21 protein-coding genes are annotated in these 21,128 nt (G+C 66.9%); 13 read left to right on the forward strand and 8 right to left on the reverse strand.

All coding sequences use genetic code 11. The features are described from left to right. Window positions 1–77 precede the first annotated feature (77 nt). Window positions 78–380: a hypothetical protein gene (locus ACFOLG_RS07990; protein WP_386090509.1), complete on the reverse strand. Its 303-nt coding sequence runs from the start codon at window positions 378–380 to the stop codon at window positions 78–80. Window positions 381–771: 391 nt separating this feature from the next. Here ACFOLG_RS07990 and ACFOLG_RS07995 point away from each other — a divergent pair, with 391 nt between their 5' ends. The 4 genes from ACFOLG_RS07995 to trxC all read left to right on the forward strand — a co-directional run bounded on the left by ACFOLG_RS07995 (window position 772) and on the right by trxC (window position 2,684). Beyond that, window positions 772–1,020, forward strand: a complete 249-nt coding sequence (locus ACFOLG_RS07995) for a hypothetical protein (RefSeq protein WP_386090511.1) — start codon at window positions 772–774, stop codon at window positions 1,018–1,020. Window positions 1,021–1,359: 339 nt separating this feature from the next. Beyond that, window positions 1,360–1,488 carry a hypothetical protein gene (locus ACFOLG_RS08000; RefSeq protein ID WP_386090513.1) on the forward strand — a complete coding sequence of 43 codons (129 nt, stop codon included), beginning with the start codon at window positions 1,360–1,362 and terminating at the stop codon, window positions 1,486–1,488. 2 nt (window positions 1,489–1,490) lie between these two features. Beyond that, window positions 1,491–2,036: a dTDP-4-dehydrorhamnose 3,5-epimerase gene (gene rfbC, locus ACFOLG_RS08005; RefSeq protein WP_386090516.1), complete on the forward strand. Its 546-nt coding sequence runs from the start codon at window positions 1,491–1,493 to the stop codon at window positions 2,034–2,036. A 195-nt stretch (window positions 2,037–2,231) separates the two neighbouring features. After that, window positions 2,232–2,684 (forward strand): thioredoxin TrxC, encoded by a 453-nt coding sequence (trxC, locus tag ACFOLG_RS08010; protein ID WP_386090518.1) that lies wholly within the window; start codon window positions 2,232–2,234, stop codon window positions 2,682–2,684. A gap of 562 nt (window positions 2,685–3,246) precedes the next feature. On the opposite strand, the gene ACFOLG_RS08015 is transcribed toward trxC, so the two are convergent. The 7 genes from ACFOLG_RS08015 to ACFOLG_RS08045 all read right to left on the reverse strand — a co-directional run bounded on the left by ACFOLG_RS08015 (window position 3,247) and on the right by ACFOLG_RS08045 (window position 14,158). After that, window positions 3,247–3,663: a hypothetical protein gene (locus ACFOLG_RS08015; RefSeq protein WP_386090521.1), complete on the reverse strand. Its 417-nt coding sequence runs from the start codon at window positions 3,661–3,663 to the stop codon at window positions 3,247–3,249. A 183-nt stretch (window positions 3,664–3,846) separates the two neighbouring features. After that, window positions 3,847–5,640: a dihydrolipoyl dehydrogenase gene (gene lpdA, locus ACFOLG_RS08020; protein WP_386090523.1), complete on the reverse strand. Its 1,794-nt coding sequence runs from the start codon at window positions 5,638–5,640 to the stop codon at window positions 3,847–3,849. A 129-nt stretch (window positions 5,641–5,769) separates the two neighbouring features. Beyond that, window positions 5,770–7,437: a dihydrolipoyllysine-residue acetyltransferase gene (aceF, locus tag ACFOLG_RS08025; RefSeq protein WP_386090525.1), complete on the reverse strand. Its 1,668-nt coding sequence runs from the start codon at window positions 7,435–7,437 to the stop codon at window positions 5,770–5,772. 127 nt (window positions 7,438–7,564) lie between these two features. Further along, window positions 7,565–10,228, reverse strand: coding sequence for a pyruvate dehydrogenase (acetyl-transferring), homodimeric type (gene aceE, locus ACFOLG_RS08030; protein WP_386090527.1), 2,664 nt, complete (start codon window positions 10,226–10,228; stop codon window positions 7,565–7,567). 368 nt (window positions 10,229–10,596) lie between these two features. After that, on the reverse strand, window positions 10,597–12,054 hold the full coding sequence (locus tag ACFOLG_RS08035) for a M48 family metalloprotease (protein WP_386090529.1): 1,458 nt from the start codon (window positions 12,052–12,054) through the stop codon (window positions 10,597–10,599). Between the two features lie 59 nt (window positions 12,055–12,113). Then, on the reverse strand, window positions 12,114–13,823 hold the full coding sequence (locus ACFOLG_RS08040) for a SulP family inorganic anion transporter (RefSeq protein WP_386090531.1): 1,710 nt from the start codon (window positions 13,821–13,823) through the stop codon (window positions 12,114–12,116). Beyond that, the gene (locus tag ACFOLG_RS08045) at window positions 13,820–14,158 is read right to left on the reverse strand and encodes an ArsR/SmtB family transcription factor (RefSeq protein WP_386090534.1); all 339 of its coding nucleotides are present in this window, start codon (window positions 14,156–14,158) and stop codon (window positions 13,820–13,822) included. The genes ACFOLG_RS08040 and ACFOLG_RS08045 overlap by 4 nt, the downstream gene beginning before the upstream one ends. Window positions 14,159–14,268: 110 nt before the next feature. Between ACFOLG_RS08045 and ACFOLG_RS08050 the strand changes: the two genes are divergently transcribed. From ACFOLG_RS08050 to nadD, 9 genes are all read left to right on the forward strand, one after another. Beyond that, window positions 14,269–15,129, forward strand: a complete 861-nt coding sequence (locus ACFOLG_RS08050; protein WP_386090537.1) for an MBL fold metallo-hydrolase — start codon at window positions 14,269–14,271, stop codon at window positions 15,127–15,129. Window positions 15,130–15,177: 48 nt separating this feature from the next. Continuing rightward, window positions 15,178–16,170 (forward strand): DUF2804 domain-containing protein, encoded by a 993-nt coding sequence (locus tag ACFOLG_RS08055; RefSeq protein ID WP_386090540.1) that lies wholly within the window; start codon window positions 15,178–15,180, stop codon window positions 16,168–16,170. Between the two features lie 127 nt (window positions 16,171–16,297). Then, the gene (gene accB / locus ACFOLG_RS08060; protein ID WP_386090543.1) at window positions 16,298–16,738 is read left to right on the forward strand and encodes an acetyl-CoA carboxylase biotin carboxyl carrier protein; all 441 of its coding nucleotides are present in this window, start codon (window positions 16,298–16,300) and stop codon (window positions 16,736–16,738) included. 62 nt (window positions 16,739–16,800) lie between these two features. After that, a complete protein-coding gene (pxpB, locus tag ACFOLG_RS08065; protein ID WP_386090546.1) occupies window positions 16,801–17,463 on the forward strand; it encodes a 5-oxoprolinase subunit PxpB in 663 nt (220 codons plus the stop codon). Then, window positions 17,456–18,400: a 5-oxoprolinase subunit C family protein gene (locus ACFOLG_RS08070; protein ID WP_386090548.1), complete on the forward strand. Its 945-nt coding sequence runs from the start codon at window positions 17,456–17,458 to the stop codon at window positions 18,398–18,400. Before pxpB ends, ACFOLG_RS08070 begins: the two co-directional genes overlap by 8 nt. Before the next feature lie 14 nt (window positions 18,401–18,414). Next, a complete protein-coding gene (gene pxpA, locus ACFOLG_RS08075; protein WP_386090551.1) occupies window positions 18,415–19,152 on the forward strand; it encodes a 5-oxoprolinase subunit PxpA in 738 nt (245 codons plus the stop codon). 64 nt (window positions 19,153–19,216) lie between these two features. Continuing rightward, the gene (locus ACFOLG_RS08080) at window positions 19,217–19,663 is read left to right on the forward strand and encodes a GNAT family N-acetyltransferase (RefSeq protein ID WP_386090554.1); all 447 of its coding nucleotides are present in this window, start codon (window positions 19,217–19,219) and stop codon (window positions 19,661–19,663) included. Between the two features lie 115 nt (window positions 19,664–19,778). Next, window positions 19,779–20,348 (forward strand): beta-class carbonic anhydrase, encoded by a 570-nt coding sequence (locus tag ACFOLG_RS08085; RefSeq protein WP_386090557.1) that lies wholly within the window; start codon window positions 19,779–19,781, stop codon window positions 20,346–20,348. A 68-nt stretch (window positions 20,349–20,416) separates the two neighbouring features. Next, on the forward strand, window positions 20,417–21,058 hold the full coding sequence (gene nadD, locus ACFOLG_RS08090) for a nicotinate-nucleotide adenylyltransferase (protein ID WP_386090559.1): 642 nt from the start codon (window positions 20,417–20,419) through the stop codon (window positions 21,056–21,058). Window positions 21,059–21,128 lie beyond the last annotated feature (70 nt).

The raw sequence follows: 21,128 nt of genomic DNA on the forward strand, positions 1-21,128 counted from the left end.
CAAACGGGCTATCGCCGGTAGAGTTTGAGAAGCAATATTTCCAACGGCTCAAGAGTGTCTAGAGAAGCTGGGGCGATTCACTTCGGCAGATTCACATAAGCCTCCATGAACAAAGCGACCTTTTCTTCTGACATTGGATGGCGCAGGGGAGGAAGTTTCGGCAATACCTTGGCAAGCGCCTGCCGATCAGCTTTTTCCAGAGAGTAAGGCACTCCTGGGCCGAAGTTCGGGGTCGGAACATCAGGAGGGTAGATCTTGGCCAACACACACTTGATGCCTTCAAGATCCTTGTCTATCGGGCAAACAGCTTCGGCGATTACTCGACAAAATTTCAAATAGTGGATCAGAGGGCCGGATGGTAGTTTGACGCGGACTTGCACTTATATCCCCTACTATGCTGTTGTTAATTTCAGCAAGTATAAGGCAGTGCACTGATGATCAATTTACCACCTCCTACAATGTAGTAGTCCAATATGGCCATCAGGTATGGACTGGCACACCTAAGCCGGTACGATGTCCGAGATGTCCGAAGCGGTTTCGGAGTGGTAAGCCAGCAGGGCAGCAGTCGGCCATCAGCAGCCCTTCCAGAGATCGTTGGAACAGCTATTCAGATGGCTGCTTGATTCTGAGAGCAGCCAGACAACCACAGCACGGCGTGGACATCGTCGCGGCTCAGTGTCCTACACTTCCAAGGTGATCTTGGTTGACGTTCTGGTGCCGTTGATGGATCACTTCCAGAGCTAGACCTTCCAACCTCGCCAAGGAATACACATGAATCCCAGCGATAATGAGCAAGACCCTGGTTTGGAGTTAGTCGAACTTGGCATTGGTCGCATAGAAGCCCCCGAGCCAACGTACAACGATGGACTCCACGATGCTATGGAGGGCATGAAAGCTGCCGCATCGGCCGCTCTGCGGGCTGGCTCGCCAGCCGGTAGCAAAGCCATGCATCTTCTTAAAGAGAATAAAGACAGCAAGCCTGATGACTATGTAGAATATGTGCGAATCAAGATTCTCTAATTTGAGCTTCAGTCATCCTCCGTAAGCCAGCAATATCGTCGGCGAACCGGTCCCGAGGCTGCCCCCTCTGCGGGGCTCCTGGTAGCCGTTCGGACGTCAAAAGGGCCCGAAAACCGGGCCCTTCTTCCGACTCCAGCCCGTAACTTGGCATAATGTACCCATGCCTCCAGGTATGCCATTGCGTAACGGTGGGGGCAAGGAACGAAGCGTATGCCGAACTACATGCACAGGCAGTACCGAATTTTAGGTACACGCTTAGGTACACGCGGCAAATATTAAGAAGCCAAAACTCAGTAAACACAAGGCTTACAGGCCACCTCTCAACATTCTGTATCGGCCATGAGCATCCTGGTTACCGGCGGCGCCGGCTGGATCGGAGCCGCGCAGGTGGCAAAGTTGGCCACACCACTGCAACACAACGACTACGGCTGCTATCTGCTAGCCCTGCTGCAACACCGGGTATTCTGAACATGCGCATCATCGATACCGCCATCGCCGACGTGAAGCTGCTCGAGCCGGTCGTGCACGGCGATGCGCGCGGGTTTTTCTTCGAAAGCTTCAACCAGCGACAATTCGACGCTGCCATCGGTCGGCAGGTGGCGTTCGTGCAGGACAATCACAGCCGCTCGGCGCGTGGCGTGCTGCGCGGCCTGCACTACCAGCTGCAGCAGCCGCAGGGCAAGCTGGTGCGCGTGCTGCAAGGGGCGATTTTCGACGTGGCGGTGGACCTGCGCCGCAGCTCCGCCACCTTCGGCCACTGGCTGGGGCACGAGCTGTCCGCCGACAACCGGTGGCAACTGTGGCTGCCGCAAGGCTTCGCCCATGGCTTTGTGGTACTGGGCGAATACGCTGAGGTGCTGTACAAGACCACCGACTACTACGCTCCGCAGCATGAACGCTGCATCCGCTGGGATGACCCGGCGCTGGCCATAGACTGGCCACTGGCCACACCGCCGGTACTGTCCGCCCGCGATGCGCAGGGCACAGCGCTGCGCGATGCCGAGCTGTTTGGCTGAAAGGTTGGCCGCATAGCGGATCGATGGGTAGCCCGGATAAGCCAACGGCGCATCCGGGGATGAGGAGTCACTTACCCGGATGCGCTTGCGACTTATCCGGGGTTGGCCGCAACCCCGGCATCGATGCGGCCCCACACCGCTTGAAAGCCCATCGTCCCGAACCCATCTCCCAGCCATTGCCATCGGGAGCCTGCCATGAACGCCACCACCGCCCTGCACCTGGTCTGTCCGCACTGCGCCACCACCAACCGCGTGCCGGCCAGCCGCCTTGCCGACAACCCCAACTGCGGCCACTGCCGCCAGCCGCTGCTCACCGGCAAACCACTGGAGCTGAACGTGGACAATGCCGAGCAGCACATCTCGCGCAACGACATCCCGGTAGTGGTGGATTTCTGGGCGCCGTGGTGCGGCCCCTGCCAGGTGATGGGTCCGGCCTTCGCCCAGGCCGCCGCCGCCATGCCCGCGGTGCGCTTTGCCAAGATCAACACCCAGACCGAAACCACGCTCGGCCAGCGTTTCAACATTCGCAGCATTCCCACGCTGATCCTGTTTATCGGTGGCCGCGAGATACAGCGCCAGGCCGGCGCCATGGACACCGTCAGCATCCAGCGCTGGATCGCCGCCGGCTTGCAAAAGGCGGGGCAATAAATACAAAAACGTTGGCCGCAACGCCGTGACGGCTTGCGGCCAACCTTGCCGGTCATGACAACGCGTAGCCCGGAGAAGCGATAGCACATCCGGGGAGATGACAAGCTGACCGCCAGCCAAACCGCCAACACACAGTGGCCTTGGCCGATGTAGCCACCCTGCCCCTCCCCGGATGCGCCTGCGGCTTATCCGGGCTACACCTTACCGATGCACCACGCGTGCGGCAGCCAACCTCGAACCGACGCGCCCCGTCCCGTTGGCGCAGGCCGTACCAGCGACCGCCAGCCCGGAAACAAGCCGCCCTCTTTTGAGCGCAGCGGATGGACGGCGCCGGGATGGCAGCCGCTGCTGCGGGAATTCTTGCGCCGTCGGGAGAGCGGGGATTGAAAAGGGGGATGCGGTATCCCCCTTTCCCGCCGCCGCGCGGAAAGCGGCAGATAAAAAACATCCGCGTAGCGGATACAAACCTCAAAATAAGGTTGGCCGCAAAGCCGTGATGGCTTGCGGCCAACCTTGGGCATGTGATCGCGGTAAACGTTGGGCTTTGCAGGCTCAGCCCAATCTACTTGCTGCGTCTTCGCTTTAAAAATCGCCCTCCCCAGGCAAACAGCTCAAACGTCACCGCACAGGCCACCGAATAGATCAAACCGGCCACCGGAACGATGATTCCGCCAAAAACATTTCTTCCACCATCGCCAATATAGTGATCCATTACTTTCCGCTCTTTGGCAGACCAACTTGCCTGTTCGTCGGGCGAAAAAAAACCATCATGATCGCGATCCATTCGATCAACCTGCTGCTGTGTTGACCAATTATCAAGTGCCAACAATCCTATCGAGATCGTGCTGATTACGAAAAAAGACAGTAGGGCCGCCAGGACTGCTGGTTTTCCCATGCTTCTGAAAGCCGCGATACATACCCAGGGAAGCAACAAAAAAAATGCCACTGGTAGATAGGTCAAAAGCAATTCGAGCACCATGACATGTCACCTCGACCAAACTTTTTGCAAACTTCATTCAACCCGTAGCTTGGGCTCGCTGCGCTCAACCCAACCTACTGTTATCAAGCAATCATAATAATCGTAAAGCATAAAAAAAGGACAAGCCGTAAGGCTTGCCCTTGTCGTCTGCGCTGCGGCCAACGTTGGCCGCAGGCCAGCTGATTACTTCTTGCGCTGCGGCGGCAGGTCGGTGCAGCTGCCGTGCGCCACTTCGGCGGCCATGCCGATACTTTCGCCCAGGGTGGGGTGCGCATGGATGGTCTTGCCGATGTCGGTAGCGTCGCAGCCCATTTCCACCGCCAGGCAGATTTCGCCCAGCATGTCGCCGGCGTGGGTGCCGACGATGGCGCCGCCGATCACCTGATGCGTCTCGGCGTCGAAGATCAGCTTGGTGAAGCCTTCGTCACGGCCGTTGGCGATGGCGCGGCCGGAGGCGGCCCACGGGAACACCGATTTCTCGATCTTGATGCCGTCGCGCTTGGCCTGTTCCTCGGTTACGCCTACCCAGGCTACTTCCGGGTCGGTGTAGGCCACGCCCGGAATCACGCGGGCGTCGAAGTAGGATTTGCCGCCGGCGCAGTTTTCCGCCGCCACGTGCGCTTCGTGCACCGCCTTGTGGGCCAGCATCGGCTGGCCGACGATATCGCCGATGGCGTAGATGTGCGGCACGTTGGTGCGCTGCTGCTTGTCCACTTCGATGAAGCCGCGGTCGGTCACCGCCACACCGGCGTTTTCGGCGCTGATCAGCTTGCCGTTCGGCGCGCGGCCGGCGGCTACCAGTACCAGGTCGTAGCGCTGCGGCTCGGCCGGGGCCTTGGCACCTTCGAAGGTAACGTAGATGCCGTCTTCACGCGCATCCACCGCCACGGTCTTGGTGCTGGTCATGATGTTGTCGAAGCGGTGGGCGTTCATCTTTTCCCACACCTTCACCAGGTCGCGGTCGGCGCCCTGCATCAGGCCGTCCAGCATCTCCACCACGTCCAGGCGTGCGCCCAGGGTGGAGTACACGGTGCCCATTTCCAGGCCGATGATGCCGCCGCCGATGATCAGCATTTTCTTCGGCACCGCCTTCAGCTCCAGCGCGCCGGTGGAATCCACGATGCGCGGGTCCTGCGGGATGAACGGCAGGTTCACCACGCGGCTGCCGGCGGCGATGATGGCGTTGCTGAACTTGATCACCTGCTTGGCGCCGGTCTTGGCTTGTCCCGCGCCTTCGGTGGTTTCCACCTGCAGGTGATGCGGGTCGAGGAAGCTGCCCACGCCACGCACCACTTGCACCTTGCGCGCCTTGGCCATGCCGGCCAGGCCGCCGGTGAGCTTGCCGATCACCTTTTCCTTGTAGCCGCGCAGCATGTCAATATCGATTTCCGGCGCGGCGTACTTGATGCCGTTGTCGGCCAGGTGTTTCACCTCGTCGATTACCGCGGCGTTATGCAGCAGCGCCTTGGACGGGATGCAGCCCACGTTCAGGCACACGCCGCCCAGGGTGCTGTAGCGCTCAACCAGTACCACTTTCAGGCCCAGGTCGGCGGCACGGAAGGCGGCGGAGTAGCCGCCGGGGCCGGCGCCCAGCACCAGCACGTCGCATTCGATGTCGGCACCACCAGCGTGGCTGGCAGCAGCAGGGGCCGCGACCGGGGCGGCTTGCGGAGCAGCTGCTGCCGGGGCGGCGGCCGGTGCCGCAGCAGGCGCAGGGTTGGCCGCCGCGGCAGCACCAGCGGCTTCGATCACCACGATCACGTCGCCTTCGGAAATCTTGCCGCCGACGGCGGTGCGCAGCTCTTTCACCACGCCGGCCACTTCCGCCGGCACTTCCATGGTGGCCTTGTCGGTTTCCAGCGTGATCAGGCTGTCGTCTTTGGCAACGCTGTCGCCGACTTTCACGAATACCTCGATCACGTCCACATTGCTGTGGCCGCCGATGTCCGGCACTTTCAGTTCAATCAGATTGCTCATGGCTTCTCATCCATAACGCTTCAGGACAGCCAACCGGCTGCCACTGGCAAGATTGGGCGGGCACGCCGGCCCGCCGATGCAGCGCAGCGGCAAGGTTGGCCACGGCCAACCTTGCCGGGTACGGCCCGATTACAGGATCAGGCGGCGCACGTCGGACAGCAGCTTGCCCAGATGCACGGTGAAACGGGCGGCGGCGGCGCCGTCGATCACGCGGTGGTCGAAGGACAGGCTCAGCGGGCACATCAGGCGCGGCGCGAATTCCTTGCCGTTCCACACCGGCTTGATCTGCGACTTGCACACGCCGAGGATGGCCACTTCCGGCGCATTCACGATCGGGGTGAAGCTGGTGCCGCCAATGCCGCCCAGGCTGGAGATGGTGAAGGTAGCCCCCTGCATGTCGGTCGGCTTGAGCTTGCCGTCGCGCGCCAGCGCCGACAGCTCGGTCAGCTCCTTGGCGATCTGCTTGATGCCCTTCTGGTCCACGTTCTTGATCACCGGTACCACCAGGCCGTTCGGCGTGTCGGCGGCAAAGCCGATGTGGTAGTACTGCTTGAGCACCAGGTTGTCGCCATCCAGCGAGCTGTTGAACGCCGGGAAGGCTTTCAGTGCCTCGGCGGCGGCCTTGATGATGAAGGCCAGCGGGCTGATCTTCAGGCCGGACTTTTCCCATTCCTTGCCGATGGTCTTGCGGAAGTCTTCCAGCTCGGTGATGTCGCACTCGTCGTTGAACGTGACGTGCGGGATCATCACCCAGTTGCGGCTGAGGTTGGCACCGGACAGCTTCTGGATGCGGGTCAGCGGCTTGGTCTCGATCGGGCCGAACTTGGCGAAGTCCACCTTCGGCCACGGCAGCAGGTCCAGGCCCACGCCGGAACCGGCCGGTGCCGCCGCCGGGGCCAGTGCCGCCGGGTTCTGCAGCACGGCTTTCACGAAGCCCTTCACGTCGTCTTCGACGATGCGGCCCTTGCGGCCGGAGCCTTTCACCTTGGACAGGTCCACGCCCAGTTCGCGCGCCAGCTTGCGTACCGACGGGCCGGCGTGCGACTTGGCAAAACCGGCTTCGTTGAAAGCGGCGGCCACGGCGGCGGCCACCGGAGCCACCACCGGTGCAGCAGCGGGTGCGGCCACCGGAGCCGGGGCTGCAGCAGCCGGGGCGGCTACCGCGGCAGGTGCAGCAGCCGGAGCGGCAGCGCCAGCACCTTCCACCACCACGATCAGCTCGCCTTCGCTGATCTTGTCGCCGACTTTCACTTTCACTTCCAGCACTTTACCGGCGGCGGTGGCCGGCACTTCCATGGTGGCCTTATCGGTTTCCAGCGTGATCAGGCTGTCGTCGATGCCGATCTCGTCGCCGACCTTGACCGATACCTCGATCACGTCCACACCGCTATGGCCGCCGATGTCCGGCACGCGGATTTCGCTGCGGCCAACGTTGGCCGCAACGGCCGGTGCCGGGGCGCTGGCGACAGCGGCCGGAGCGGCGGCAGGCGCGGCAACCGGAGCCGGTGCCGCAGCAGCCGATGCCGCAGCAGCCGGAGCCGGCGCGGCGGCGCTGGCGCCCACTTCGATGATGGCGATCACGTCGCCTTCGGAAATCTTGCCACCCAGCACGGCACGCACTTCCTTCACCACGCCGGCGGTTTCCGCCGGCACTTCCATGGTGGCCTTGTCGGTTTCCAGGGTGATCAGGGAGTCGTCCACGGCCACGGTCTGGCCCGGCTGGATGAATACTTCGATGATGTCTACATTATTGTGACCGCCGATGTCGGGCACTTTCAGTTCGATCAGATTGCTCATGAGCTTTCCATTCGTAGGGCGGGCACCGCTGGGGCGCACCGCCGATATTCGGCTACACGCTGGCGCTGGCGCCAGCTACGGCAGGGAGCGGGCGGGAGCGCCGTAACGACGCGCCCGCCCTGGCGGCTTATACCTTCCAGCTCGGCAGCTTGCTCACGTTGATGCCGTACTTGGCGATGGCTTCCGCTACGCGGCTGGCGTCGATCTTGCCTTCACGCGCCAGGGCCGACAGTGCGGCCACGGCAACGTAACGGCGATCCACTTCGAAGAACTCGCGCAGCTTGGCGCGGCTGTCGGAGCGGCCGAAGCCGTCGGTACCCAGCACCACGTAGCGACCCGGCACGTATTCGCGGATCTGGTCGGCGTAGTTGCGGATGTAGTCGGTGGCGGCGATTACCGGGCCGCTGCGGCCGGCCAGCTGCTGCTCGACGTAGGACTGCTGCTGCTCGCCTACCGGGTGCAGCAGGTTGTGGCGGGCGGCTTCCATGCCGTCGCGACGCAGCTGGTTGAAGGAGGTCACGCTCCAGATGTCGGAGGCGATGCCGAAGTCGTTGCGCAGCAGGTCGGCGGCGGCAATCACTTCGCGCAGGATGGTGCCGGAGCCCATCAGCTGCACTTTCACCGCGGCGTCGCCGCCATCCTTGAACAGGTACATACCCTTCAGGATGCCGTCTTCGGCGCCCTGCGGCATCGCCGGGTGGGTGTAGTTCTCGTTCATCAGGGTGATGTAATAGAACACGTCTTCCTGTTCTACATACATGCGGCGCAGGCCGTCCTGCAGGATCACCGCCAGCTCGTAGCTGAAGGTCGGGTCGTAGCTGATGCAGTTCGGGATCAGGCCGGCCTGGATGTGGCTGTGGCCGTCTTCGTGCTGCAGGCCTTCACCGTTCAGGGTGGTACGGCCGGCGGTACCGCCGAGCATGAAGCCGCGGGCGCGCATGTCGCCAGCTGCCCACGCCAGGTCGCCGATACGCTGGAAACCGAACATCGAGTAGTAGATGTAGAACGGAATCATCGGGATGCCGTGGTTGGCGTAGCTGGTGGCTGCCGCGATCCACGACGACATCGCGCCCGGCTCGTTGATGCCTTCCTGCAGCATCTGGCCGTCCTTGGATTCCTTGTAGAACATCAGCTGGTCGGCGTCCTGCGGCACGTAGTTCTGGCCCTGGGTGGACCAGATGCCGTACTGGCGGAACATGCCTTCCATACCGAAGGTGCGGGATTCGTCCGGCACGATAGGCACGATCTGCTTACCGATGTTCTTGTCTTTCAGCAGGATGCCCAGCTGACGCACGAAGGCCATGGTGGTGGAGTATTCGCGCTCGCCGGAATCGCCCAGCTGGCTGTCGAACACGTGCAGGCCCGGGATGGCCAGCGGTGCCTTCACCGGTTTGCGCGCCGGCAGGTAGCCGCCCAGCGCAGCGCGGCGTTCGCGCATGTACTGCATTTCCGGGCTGTCTTCCGCCGGCTTGTAGTACGGTACTTTTTCCAGGTCTGCGTCGGACACCGGGATGCCGAAGCGGTCGCGGAACTTGCGCAGGTTGTCCAGTGCCATTTTCTTGGCCTGGTGCGCCACGTTCTGCGCCTCACCGCTGGAGCCCATGCCATAACCCTTGATGGTCTTGGCCAGGATCACGGTCGGACGGCCGTTGGCATTGTGGCTGGCTTCGTGGTACGCCGCGTACACCTTGTGCGGGTCGTGACCGCCACGGTTCAGTGCCCAGATCTCCTCGTCGGACATATTGGCCACCATCTCGCGCAGCTCCGGGTACTTGCCGAAGAAATGCTCGCGTACGTAGCCGCCGTCCTTGGACTTGAAGGTCTGGTAGTCGCCGTCCACGCACTCGTCCATGCGCTTCTTCAGCAGGCCCTTGCTGTCCATGGCCAGCAGCGGGTCCCAGCGGCTGCCCCAGATCACTTTCAGCACGTTCCAGCCGGAACCACGGAAGTCGCCTTCCAGTTCCTGGATGATCTTGCCGTTACCGCGTACCGGGCCGTCCAGACGCTGCAGGTTGCAGTTGATCACGAACACCAGGTTGTCCAGGCCTTCGCGCGCGGCCAGGGCGATGGCGCCCAGGGATTCCGGCTCGTCCATCTCGCCGTCGCCGCAGAAGCACCACACCTTGCGACCCGGGGTCTTGGCCAGGCCACGGCTTTCCAGGTACTTGAGGAAGCGCGCCTGGTAGATGGCCATCAACGGGCCCAGACCCATGGACACGGTGGGGAACTGCCAGAAGTCTTCCATCAGCCACGGGTGCGGATAGGACGACAGGCCGCCGCCATCCACTTCCTGGCGGAAGCTGTCCATCTGCTGTTCGGAGATGCGGCCTTCCAGGAAGGCGCGGGAGTAGACGCCGGGGGCAATATGGCCCTGGAAGTACACCAGATCGCCTTCCTGCTCGTCGTTGTGGGCGCGCCAGAAGTGGTTGAAGCCGACGTCGTACAGGGTGGCGGAGGACTGGAACGACGCGATGTGGCCGCCCAGCTCCAGGTCTTTCTTGCCGGCGCGCAGCACCATGGCCATCGCGTTCCAGCGGTTGATCGAGCGGATGCGGTGCTCCATCTCGTGGTTGCCCGGCGACTTCTGCTCTTTGCCCACCGGGATGGTGTTCAGGTAGGCAGTGGTGGCCTCGAACGGCAGGTGGGCACCGCGACGGCGGGTGCGTTCTACCATTTTTTCCAGCAGGTAATGGGCGCGCTCGGCACCGTCATTGTCCAGTACCGATTCGACTGCCTCGGTCCATTCCTGCGTTTCAATCGGATCGATATCGTCAGGGTAGATTGCTGCCATCTCACATCCTCACTGTTATTTTCCTTGCCGCATCCGATCGGGTGCGACAGGTGGACATTCATCGAAGCCCCCGGTCGGGACTCCCGTTACTGCTCGCGATTATAAACGAACAAAATCGCAAAAAAAATTTGCGGAAGCGAAAACATTCTTACACGCGGCAAAGTGTATAGCCTGCCTCTTTCGGGACGGAATAGCCTATTAGGGTTTTCACTCGAAAACGGCTGGAAATACATCGATATTGCGACGCAACATGTTGTTTTTTTGCGATTGCACGGCGGGAGACGACAGCCAGCGATGGCGCTGGCATTGATGGCGCGCGCAACCCCGCTACCACGTTGGCCGCAGCCGCCAGGCGACGGCGGTACGCCTCAGCGGCGGGGGCTGCCCGGTTCCGGTTTCAGCTTAGTCGTTAATTCGTTGAGACGCGCCTCGATGGCGGAGCGCAGGTAGAAGTCGTCGCCGGGGGCCTGGCTGGCCAGTTGATACTGCAGGCGCGCGGATTCGAACTTTTGTTCGTAAAAGAACGCATTGCCCAGCGCCGCGTGGTAACGCAGCGCATCGGCCTCGCCATAGCTGCGCGCCGCCAGCCGCCACAGTTGCGGGCTGTCCTGGTAGCGCGCCAGCGCGGCGTCGATCGCCTGGCGCGCTTCCGCCCGGCGCTGGTCCTGCAGCAGGGTGTCGATCAGCGCCAGCCGCAGCGCGCGCCGCCCCGGGTACACCTCCAGCGCCTGCTGCAGGGTCTTGGCCGCCGCCGCACCGTTGCCGGCGGCGCGCTGCAGTTCCGCCTCCAGCAGCGCCCGCGATGGGTGGGCCGGCAGCGCCGCCTGCAGTTGCGGCCACAGCGCCTGCGCCTCGCGCACATTGCCCAGCGCCAGCTGCGCGCGCAGCTGGCCGTACAGCGCGGCGCCGCGATTGAGATAGCGCCCGGCGGCCAGCGCGGTGCGGTAGTAGCGCAGCGCCTCGTCGCCGGGCAGGGTGGCCACGCGCAGCTTTTCGCGCAGCAGCAGGAAGTCGGTGCTGTCCAGCCGCATGCGCGGCGGGTAGGCCTGCGCCCGCGCCTGGCTTTCGCTGATGCGTTCCAGCGTCAGCGGGTGGGTGCGCAGGAAGCCGAAGGCGTTGTTGTCGCTGTGGCGCTGCACCTGCTGCAGGCGCTCGAAAAACGCCGGCATGCTGCGCGGATCGAAACCGGCGGCGGCCAGGTACTGCATGCCCAGCCGATCGGCTTCGCGTTCGAAATCGCGGCTGTAGGACAGCTGCTGGCTGGCCCCGAGCCCGACGCCGGCATTGATGGCGCCGAACGCCACGTCGCTATTGTTGCTGTGCGCGCCGGCGAGCACCCCGGCCAGGATGGCGGCCAGCACCCACAGCTGGCTCTGGCTGTTGTTCTGGTACATGCGCGCCAGGTGGCGCTGGGTGACGTGCGAGATCTCGTGCGCCAGCACCGAGGCCAGCTCGCTCTCGCTCTGCGTCGCCAGCAGCAGGCCGCTGTGCACGCCGATCACCCCGCCGGGCAGAGCGAAGGCGTTGATGCTGCTGTCGCGCACCACGAAGAAGTTGAACGGCGTGGCGGTGCTCTGCGCCGCCGACACCAGCGCGCCGCCCAGATCGCCAAGATAGTCGCTGACCTCGACATCGTCGATCACCTCGCCGTCGTCCTGCAGCGAGCGCAGGATGTCGCGGCCGACGCGGTTTTCCTCGGCCTGCGGTACGGCGGATTCCGCCACCGTGCCCAGGTTGGGCAGATTGTCGCTGGCCAGCGGCGCGTGCGCCGGCCAGGCCAGCAGCACGGCGGCCAGCAGCGGAGTGAGGCGGGTAAGCGGTTTCATGCCGGCTATGATAGCCAGATGCGCGGCAAGTTCGTTAGCCCGCCATGTAGCGGTGTGTGTCAGATATGAAAATCCGGCGCCGGCGCCAGCCGCTGCCAGGCGGCGTAGGTGGACAGGTGCACGCGGCCGGCAAAGCGCGCGGCCAGGCCGGCGCGGCCGAACACGTCCCACACCGGGCCCTTGACCTCGGCCAGCTGCAGGCTGACGCCGCGCTCGGCCAGGGTGTCGTCCAGCCGCTGCAGCATCGCCAGGCCGGTGATGTCCACCCGGTTCACCGCGCTCAGCACCAGCAGCAGGGTGTGCACCGGGCCGGCGGCGGCCAACCTGGCCAGCAGCGCGTCGCGCACGTGGCGGGCGTTGCCGAAGTACAGGCTCTCGTCGATGCGCAGGATCAGCACCCCGGGCAGGGTCTGGCAGCGGTGGCGCTGCACGTTGCGGAAATGGCTGCCGCCGGGCAGCAGGCCCAGCTCGGCCAGGTGCGGGCGGCTGCTTTTCATCAGCCAGGCCGCCAGCGAGATCACCACCCCGGCGACGATGCCGCTGTCCACCCCCAGCCACAACACCAGCAGGAAGGTCACCGCGAACGCCGCCGCATCGCTGCGCTCGGCCCGCCACGCCTGCCACAACGGCGCCAGCCGCACCTGCGGCGCCACCGCGGCGATGATGGTGGCGGCCAGCGCCGTCAGCGGCAAGGCCGCCAGCGCGCCGCTGCCCCAGGCCAGCAGAGCGGCGATCAGCACGGCGGTGATCAGCGACGCCAGCTGGCTGTTGGCGCCGGCCTCGGCGTTCACCACCGAGCGCGTCAGGCCGCCGGTGACCGGCAGGCCGCCGCACAGCGCGGCGCCGAGATTGCAGGCGCCCAGCGCCAGCAGCTCGCGGTCCGGCTCCACCGTCTCGCGCCGCGGGATGGCCAGCAATTGCGCCACCGACAGGCTCTGCACGTAGTTGATCAAGGCAATGAAGAAGGCCGGCAACACCAGCGGCGACAGCCCGCCCGCCGGCAGCGCCGGCCAGGCCAGCGCCGGCAGCCCGGCGGGGATGCGGCCAACCTGCGGCAGCTGGCCCTGCCAGCCCAGTACGCCCACCGCCAGCATGCTGCCCAGCACCACCAGCATCGGCATGCCGCGTGCCGGCAGCGCCAGCGCCATGCCGCGCAGGCCCAGCCGGTGCAGTTGCCGGCCCAGCGCGCCACGCCCCCAGCACAGCAACAGCAAGGCCGGCACGCCGATCAGCAGCGCCTGCGGCGAGAAGCGGTCGGCCTGTTGCCACAGGCTGGCGAGGATGGCCGGCAGGCTGGCACCGGCGCCGTGATAGCCGGCCAGCGGCGCCAGCTGGCTCAGCACGATCAGCAGCGCCGAGGCGGCGGTGAAGCCGGCCAGCACCGGCTCGGACAGCACGTCGGCGAGAAAGCCCAGCCGCAGCAGGCCGAACAGCAGCAGCATGGCGCCGGACAGCAGCGCCAGCCACACCGCCGCCAGCAGGTGATCTGCCGGCGTGGCCAGCCCCAGCTTGGCCAGGGTGGCGGCCACCAGCAGCGAGGTCACCGCCATCGGCCCCACCGACTGCGCGTGGCTGCGCCCCAGCAGCGCGTACAGCGCCAGCGGCAGCAGGCTGGCATACAGGCCGACCTGCGGCGGCAGCCCGGCCACCAGTGCGTAGGCCAGGCCCTGCGGCACCAGCAGCAGCGTCACCAGCACGCCGGCGCCGATATCGCCGGCCAGCCACTGCCGGCGGTAGTGCCGCAGCCACGGCGGCAACCAGTCGCTCATGCCGTCTGCTGGCGGTCGGCCGGCGCCGCCGGCAGCGCGGCCGGCTCGCAGTACAGCTGGTACAGCGTGTCCAGCATGCGCAGCGCCTGCTCGCTGGCCACGCGGTAGTAGATCCACTTGCCTTCGCGCCGGGTCGTCACCAGCGCCTCGTTGCGCAGCACGCCCAGTTGCTGCGACAGCGTGGGCTGGCGGATGCCGGTGAGGCGCTCCAGCTCGGACACCGTCTTCTCGCCATCCACCAGCTGGCACAGCAGCAGCAGGCGGTCCTCGTTGGCCAGGCTCTTGAGCAAGGCCGCCGCGCGGGCCGCGTTGTCATGCAGTACAGTCAAATCCATGGCGATCCCCACTCAGTCGGCCGTTGCCTGTGTCGCTGCATCGGCAGCGCACACATTATATTTTGATATATAGTGAAACCGCCAGTTTTTGTCAGCCACCTGGAGCGGCCATGCCAGCACAAATCGCCCCCTTCTTCGAGCCGGTCACCGGCACCTACAGCTACGTGGTGTACGACCAGCCCGGCGGCCACGCCGCCATCATCGACCCGGTGCTGGATTACGACCCCAAGGCCGGACGCACCGCCAGCGACAGCGCCCAGCAGCTGGTGGATTTCATCCTGGCGCAGCGCCTGCAGCTGGACTGGATCCTGGAAACCCACGCCCATGCCGACCACCTGTCCGCCGCCGCCTGGCTCAAGGCCCGCCTCGGCGGGCGCACCGGTATCGGCCACCATATCGACAGTGTGCAGCGCGTGTTCAAGCCCATCTTCCAGCTGGAAGAGGACTTCGCCACCGACGGCCGGCAATTTGACCAGCTTTTTGCCGACGGCGACAGCCTGCCGCTGGGCACGCTGACACTGCAGGTGCTGGCGCTGCCCGGCCACACCCCGGCCGACATCGGCTACCGGATCGGCGATGACGTATTCATCGGCGACACCCTGTTCCAGCCGGACGTGGGCAGCGCGCGCTGCGATTTTCCCGGTGGCGACGCCGCCACACTGTACCGCTCGGTGCAGCGGCTGCTGGCGCTGCCCGGCCACACCCGGCTGTGGCTGTGCCACGACTACCCGCCGCCCGGGCGTGCCGCCAGCGCCTGCAGCACGGTGGCGCAGCAGCAAGCGGCCAACGTGCACCTGCGCCGCGGCGTCAGCGAGGCCGATTTCATCGCCTTGCGCCAGGCGCGCGATGCCACGCTGGCGGCGCCGGTGCTGCTGATCCCGGCGATACAGATCAACATTCGTGCCGGCAACATGCCGCCAATTGCCGCGAACGGGCACGCATATTTAAAGATTCCGCTCAACCTGCTGTAGACTGCGGTGCTCGACCACACCACGGGCGGAAGCTGGCCGCCCACCCGCATGGAGCCTTCCCTGCTGCCCGCGGCGCCGCCGCGGCTGGTGCACGAACGCGGCATACCGGCCTTCGGCATGTACCGTGGCATCGTGCCGGAGCTGTCCTGGCAGGCGCTGCCGCTGCCGCTGGGGCGCCGCCTGACGCGCCGCCTGCACCACAAGCGCTGGCAATATGCCGCCTTCGCCCATGCCGATTTCTTCATCGGCGTGGCGGTGGTGGACGTGGGCTGGGCCGGCAGCGCCTTCGCCTACCTGTTCGACCGCCGCCGCGGCAGGCTGCTGGCCGCCTTCGACGCCACCGGCCTGCCGCTGCTGTCCACCCGGCTGGAAGACCGCGCCTTCGGCGACGCCACCTTCCGCCGCGGCAGCGAATGCATCGCCTTCCGCCATGCCGACAGCCGGCTGGAACTCACCATCAATACCCGCGAGCTGAAACTGGCCGCCCACATCGCGCTGCCGGCCGCCGACAGCGTGCTGGCCGCCATCGCCCCGGCCAACTGGCAGGCGCACGCCACCCACAAGAGCGGCGCGCTCTCCTGCAGCGGCTTTGCCGAAGCCGGCGGCGAGCGCTTCGTGCTGGACGCCTGCCACGCCAGCCTGGACGCCTCCAACGGCCTGCTGGCGCGCGACACCGACTGGCGCTGGGCCAGCGCCCATGCCGGGCCGCTGGGTTTCAACCTGCAGGCCGGCTATATGGGCGACGCCGAAAACGCCATCTGGCTGGACGGCGTGCCGTGGCGGGTGGGCGCCGTGCAGTTCGAGTTCGATGCGGCCAACCCGCTGGCGCCGTGGCACATCCACAGCGACGACGGCGCGGTGGAGCTGCTGTTCACCCCAGAAGGCGCCCGTAGCGGCGACAAGAACCTGCTGCTGGCCGCCAGCCGCTACATCCAGCCGGTGGGGCGCTTCGATGGCCGGCTGATCCACCCGCACAGCGGCGTGGCCTACCCGGTGCAGGCGCTGGCCGGCGTCACCGAAGACCACCATTCGCGCTGGTAGCGCGCGGTAACGCGTTTGCTGCCGGCGCGTGTCGGCGCCGATACAAACTGCCAACAGAAGCACTGCGCAAATGCGGCACAGTGCTGGCACGGCGGGGCCGGCCCGGCCACAACAACGCGAGGGACGCATGGAAATACGCAAACTCAGACAGCTGATCCGCATGGTGCAGCACTCCGGCATCATGGAACTGGACATCCACGTCGCCGGCGAACAGGTGCGCATCCGCCGCGGCGCAGCCAGCGCGCTGCCGCCGGTGCTGCTCGCCCCGCCGCAAACCACCATCACCGCCCCGCAACTGGCCACCGTGCCCGCCAGCCACAGCCCCGCACCGGCGCAACAGGCGCAATGCTCGCCGATGCCCGGCACCTGCTACCTGGCGCCGGCTCCCGGCGCCGCGCCGTTCGCCCGCCCCGGCCAGCAGGTGCAGGCTGGCGACACGCTGTGCATCATCGAGGCGATGAAGCTGATGAACGCCATCGAGGCGGAACGCAGCGGCACCCTGGCTGCCATCCTGGTGGCCGACGGCGACGCGGTGCAGGCCGGCACCCCGCTGTTCCGCATCGACTAGCGCCGCCGCCACGGGGTACAGTGGCGACGACCGCCACGCCGCCTGCCGGCAAGGAATCCCCCGTGACACACGCCGCCATCCACTGCCAGCTGCTGGGCGAACGCGCCGTGGTGCTGAGCTCGCCCCCGCCCGCCACCCTCGCCTGCCAGCGCCGCATCTGGTGGCTGGCCGACACGCTGCGCGCGCAGGGCGGCTTTGTCGACATCGTGCCGGCGATGAACAACCTCACCGTGCTACTGGACCCGGCGCGCCACGACGCGCAGGCGGTGCAGCAGCTGCTGCTGACGCTGTGGCAGCAGGCCGGCAACGCCGCGCCGCCACAGCGGCGGGTGGACATCCCGGTGCGCTACGGCGGCGAACACGGCCCGGACCTGGCGGCGGTGGCCGCGCACTGCGGGCTGTCGCCGCAGGAGGTGATCGCCCGCCACAGCGCCGCACGCTACACCGTGTTCTTTCTCGGCTTCCAGCCCGGCTTCGCCTACCTGGGCGGACTGCCGCCGGCGCTGGCCACCCCGCGCCGCGCCGAACCGCGGCTGACGGTGCCGGCCGGCAGCGTCGGCATCGGCGGCGCGCAGACCGGCATCTACCCGGCCGCCAGCCCCGGCGGCTGGCAGCTGATCGGCCACACCGACCTGACCCTGTTCGACCCGCAACGCGAGCCGCCGTCGCTGCTGCTGCCGGGCGACCGCGTGCGCTTCCAGCCGCTGGAGCACACGCATGCTTGAGATCATCCGCCCCGGCATCCACACCACGGTGCAAGACCTGGGCCGCCACGGCCGGCGCCACCTCGGCATCGCGCAGAACGGCGCGCTGGATGCACCGGCGCTGCTGCTGGGCAACCGCCTGCTGGGCAATGCGGCCAACCTGGCCGGGCTGGAAGTCGCGCTGGGGCCGGTGGAGATCCGCTTCGGCCGCGACGGCAGCTTCGCGCTGACCGGCGCCGACTTCGCCGCCACGCTGGACGGCGCGCCGGCCTGGTGCGGCTGGCGCCAGCCCTGCCGTGCCGGCCAAGTGCTGCGCCTGGCCGGCGCCCGCCGCGGCATGCGCGCCTACCTGTGCGTGGAAGGCGGCATCGATGTGCCGCTGGTGCTGGGCGCCCGCGCCACCGAGCTCCAGGCCGGCTACGGCGGCCACCACGGCCGCGCGCTGCAGGCCGGCGACCGGCTGCCACAAGGCGCCCCCTGCCGGCAGCAGGGGCGGCTCGGCGTGCGCCAGCGCCCGTGGCAGCCGCTGCTGCGCGCCCTGCCCGGCCCGGAATATCACCAGTTCGACGCCGCCAGTCGCCAGGCGCTGTGGCAGCAGCCATGGACGATCAGCGCGCACAGCAACCGCATGGGCTACCGGCTGCAGGGCATGCCGCTGACGCGCAACCGCGGCGGCGAGCTGCTGTCTCACGCAGTACTGCCCGGCGTGGTGCAGGTGCCGCCCAGCGGCCAGCCCATCGTACTGCTGGCCGATGCGCAGACCACCGGCGGCTACCCGCGCATCGCCAGCGTGATCGACGCCGACCTGTGGCTGCTGGCGCAGGCGCGCCCCGGCAGCCGGCTGCAGCTGGTGGAGTGTGACCTCGCCGCCGCCCGCGCCGCGCGCGAACAGTGGCTGCGCGACTGGCGCCGCTTCGAGCTGGCCGCCTGGGGTTGCGGCCAACTACCCGAGCTTTGAACTGGAAGACCGCAATGCAGATAGACCTGAATGCCGATCTGGGCGAAGGCTGCGGCGATGACGCCGCGATACTGGCCTGCGTCAGCTCGGCCAACATCGCCTGCGGCGGGCACGCCGGCGACGCGCACAGCATGCGCGCCGCGGTACGCGCCGCGCTGGCGCTGGGCGTGGCCATCGGCGCCCACCCCAGCTTTCCCGACCGCGCCAACTTCGGCCGCAGCGCCATGCAGCGCACGCCGGCGCAGGTGCAGGCCGACGTCAGCGCGCAGCTGGCGGCACTGGCTGCCATCGTGCAGCAGGAAGGCGGCCGGCTGCGGCACGTCAAACCGCACGGTGCGCTGTACAACCAGGCGGCGCGCGACGCGGTGCTGGCCGACGCCATCGCCGCCGCGGTGCGCGACTTCGACCCGGCGCTGAAGCTGATGGGGCTGGCCGGCAGCGAGCTGACCGCCGCCGCCCGTCGCCACGGTCTGGCCGCCATCGAGGAAGTGTTCGCCGACCGCGGCTACCTGGCCGACGGCAGCCTGGCGCCGCGCGGCACGCCCGGCGCCGTGATCGAGGACGCCGCCAGCGCGCTGGCGCAGACGCTGCAGCTGGTGGAGCACGGCAGCGTGCAGAGCCTGGACGGCCAGCGCATCGCGCTGCGCGCCGACAGCGTGTGCCTGCACGGCGACGGCGCCCACGCGCTGGCCTTCGCCCGCCTGCTGCGCCAGCAGCTGCAGGCGCGCGGCATTGTGATCCGCCCGGCCTGACGGCCACTGGTCAGCCGCGCCGCGCGCGGCGACACTGCGGCCAACCTTGAACCGGAGCACCGCCATGAACCCTACCCTGCGCCCGGCCCGGCCCGCCGATGCCGACGCCCTCGCCGCCCTGGCCACCCAGCTGGGCTACCCGACCGACCGCGCCACGCTGGCTGCCCGGTTGGCGCTGCTGCTGGCGGCGCCGGAACAGCATTTCGTCTGCGTGGTCGAAGCGGAGGGGCGGGTGTGCGGCTGGATCCACGGCTTCGAGCGGCCGCTGCTGGAGTCCGACAGCTGCGTGGAAGTGGGCGGGCTGGTGGTAGCAGAAGACTGCCGCGGCCAGGGCCTGGGGGCACGGCTGCTGGCGGCGTGCGAAGCCTGGGCCGCCGCGCGCGACGTGGCCGAGGTGAGCGTGCGCTGCGCCGAGCAGCGCCACGCGGCGCACCGCTTCTACCGCCGCGAAGGCTACCGCCACATCAAGACCCAGCTGACCTTCCGCAAGGCGCTGGCGAAAAGCGCCTAGCCTACGCGCGTGGCCGCGGCGGCGGTCGTGGTAGCATGGCGCCCGACAAAATCGAGTAAACGCACCAATCCCCTGCCGTTGTCCGCCACCCGCGGGCCGGCAACTGGAGAACACCATGGGCCTGCTTAGTAGCTTGCTGGATCACAACCGCGCCTTCGTCGAAGCGCGCGAGTACGAACAATTCCAGACCGATAAATTCCCGGACAAGAACCTGGCGGTGCTGGCGTGCATGGACGCACGGCTGGTGGAGCTGCTGCCCAAGGCCATGGGCCTGAAGAACGGCGACGCCAAGCTGATCAAGAACGCCGGCGCGCTGGTCACCCACCAGTGGGGCTCGGTGATGCGCAGCCTGCTGATTGCCGTCTACGAGCTGCGTGCCGAGGAAATCTGCGTGGTGGCGCACCACGACTGCGGCATGCGCGCCATCGACCCGGCGCGCATCCTGGCCAATGCGCAGGAGCGCGGCGTCACCGCCGACACCATCGCCACCCTGCGCGGCGCCGGCATCGACCTGGACGGCTGGCTGAAAGGCTTCGACAACGTGCAGGACAGCGTGCGCCACACCGTGGCCACCATCCGCAGCCACCCGCTGATGCCGAAAGACATCCCGGTGCACGGCCTGGTGATCCACCCGACCACCGGCCAGCTGGACCTGGTGCTGGACGGCTACCAGCCGCAGGCCTGATGCCGGCCGGCCAGCCCAACCCGCCGACAGCGGCAGCGCCTGCGCACAGCGGGGCTGCCGCTGTTGCCATGCGCCGCGTCGGCGTGTTCGGCGGCACCTTCGACCCGATCCACGCCGCCCACCTGCGCATGGCGGAAGCGTTCATGGCGCAGTGCCAGCTGCACGAACTGCGGCTGATTCCCGCCGGCAACCCCTACCACCGCGCGCACGGCCCGCAGGCCAGCGCCGCGCAGCGGCTGGCCATGGTGCAGCTGGCGCTGGCCGGCCGCCCCGGCTGGCTGGCGGACGACCGCGAAGTGCGGCGCGCCCGCCCGGCCTACACCGTGGAAACGCTGGAAGAACTGCGCGCCGAACTGGGGCCGCACTGCCAGCTGTGGCTGCTGATCGGCGGCGACTCGCTGCTGCAGCTGCCCAGCTGGCAGCGCTGGCAGCGCATCCTGCAGCTGGCCAATATCGCGGTGGCGGTGCGCCCCGGTTTCGATGCGGCCAACCTGCCCGCCGCACTGCTGCCGTACTGGCGGCAAGTGCCTGATTTTTCAAACAGCGCGGCTTCCGGTACAATCCGCGCCCTGACCTTGCCCCCCGTCCCCCTCTCCGCCACCTTACTGCGCCACAAGCTGGCCGGCGGCGAGGACTGCAGCGGGCTGATTGCCCCCGCGGTGATGCAGTACATCACCGGCCATCGGCTATACCGGAGTACGGCAAGGTAAGGGGCGCCATCAATCATTCACGATCTAGCGAGCTAGGGCGAGACAAGGCGAAAGCGACTGAGAAAGCGGA

The sequence above is a fragment of the Vogesella facilis genome (assembly GCF_042648525.1).
Classification (GTDB): Bacteria; Pseudomonadota; Gammaproteobacteria; order Burkholderiales; family Chromobacteriaceae; genus Vogesella; species Vogesella facilis.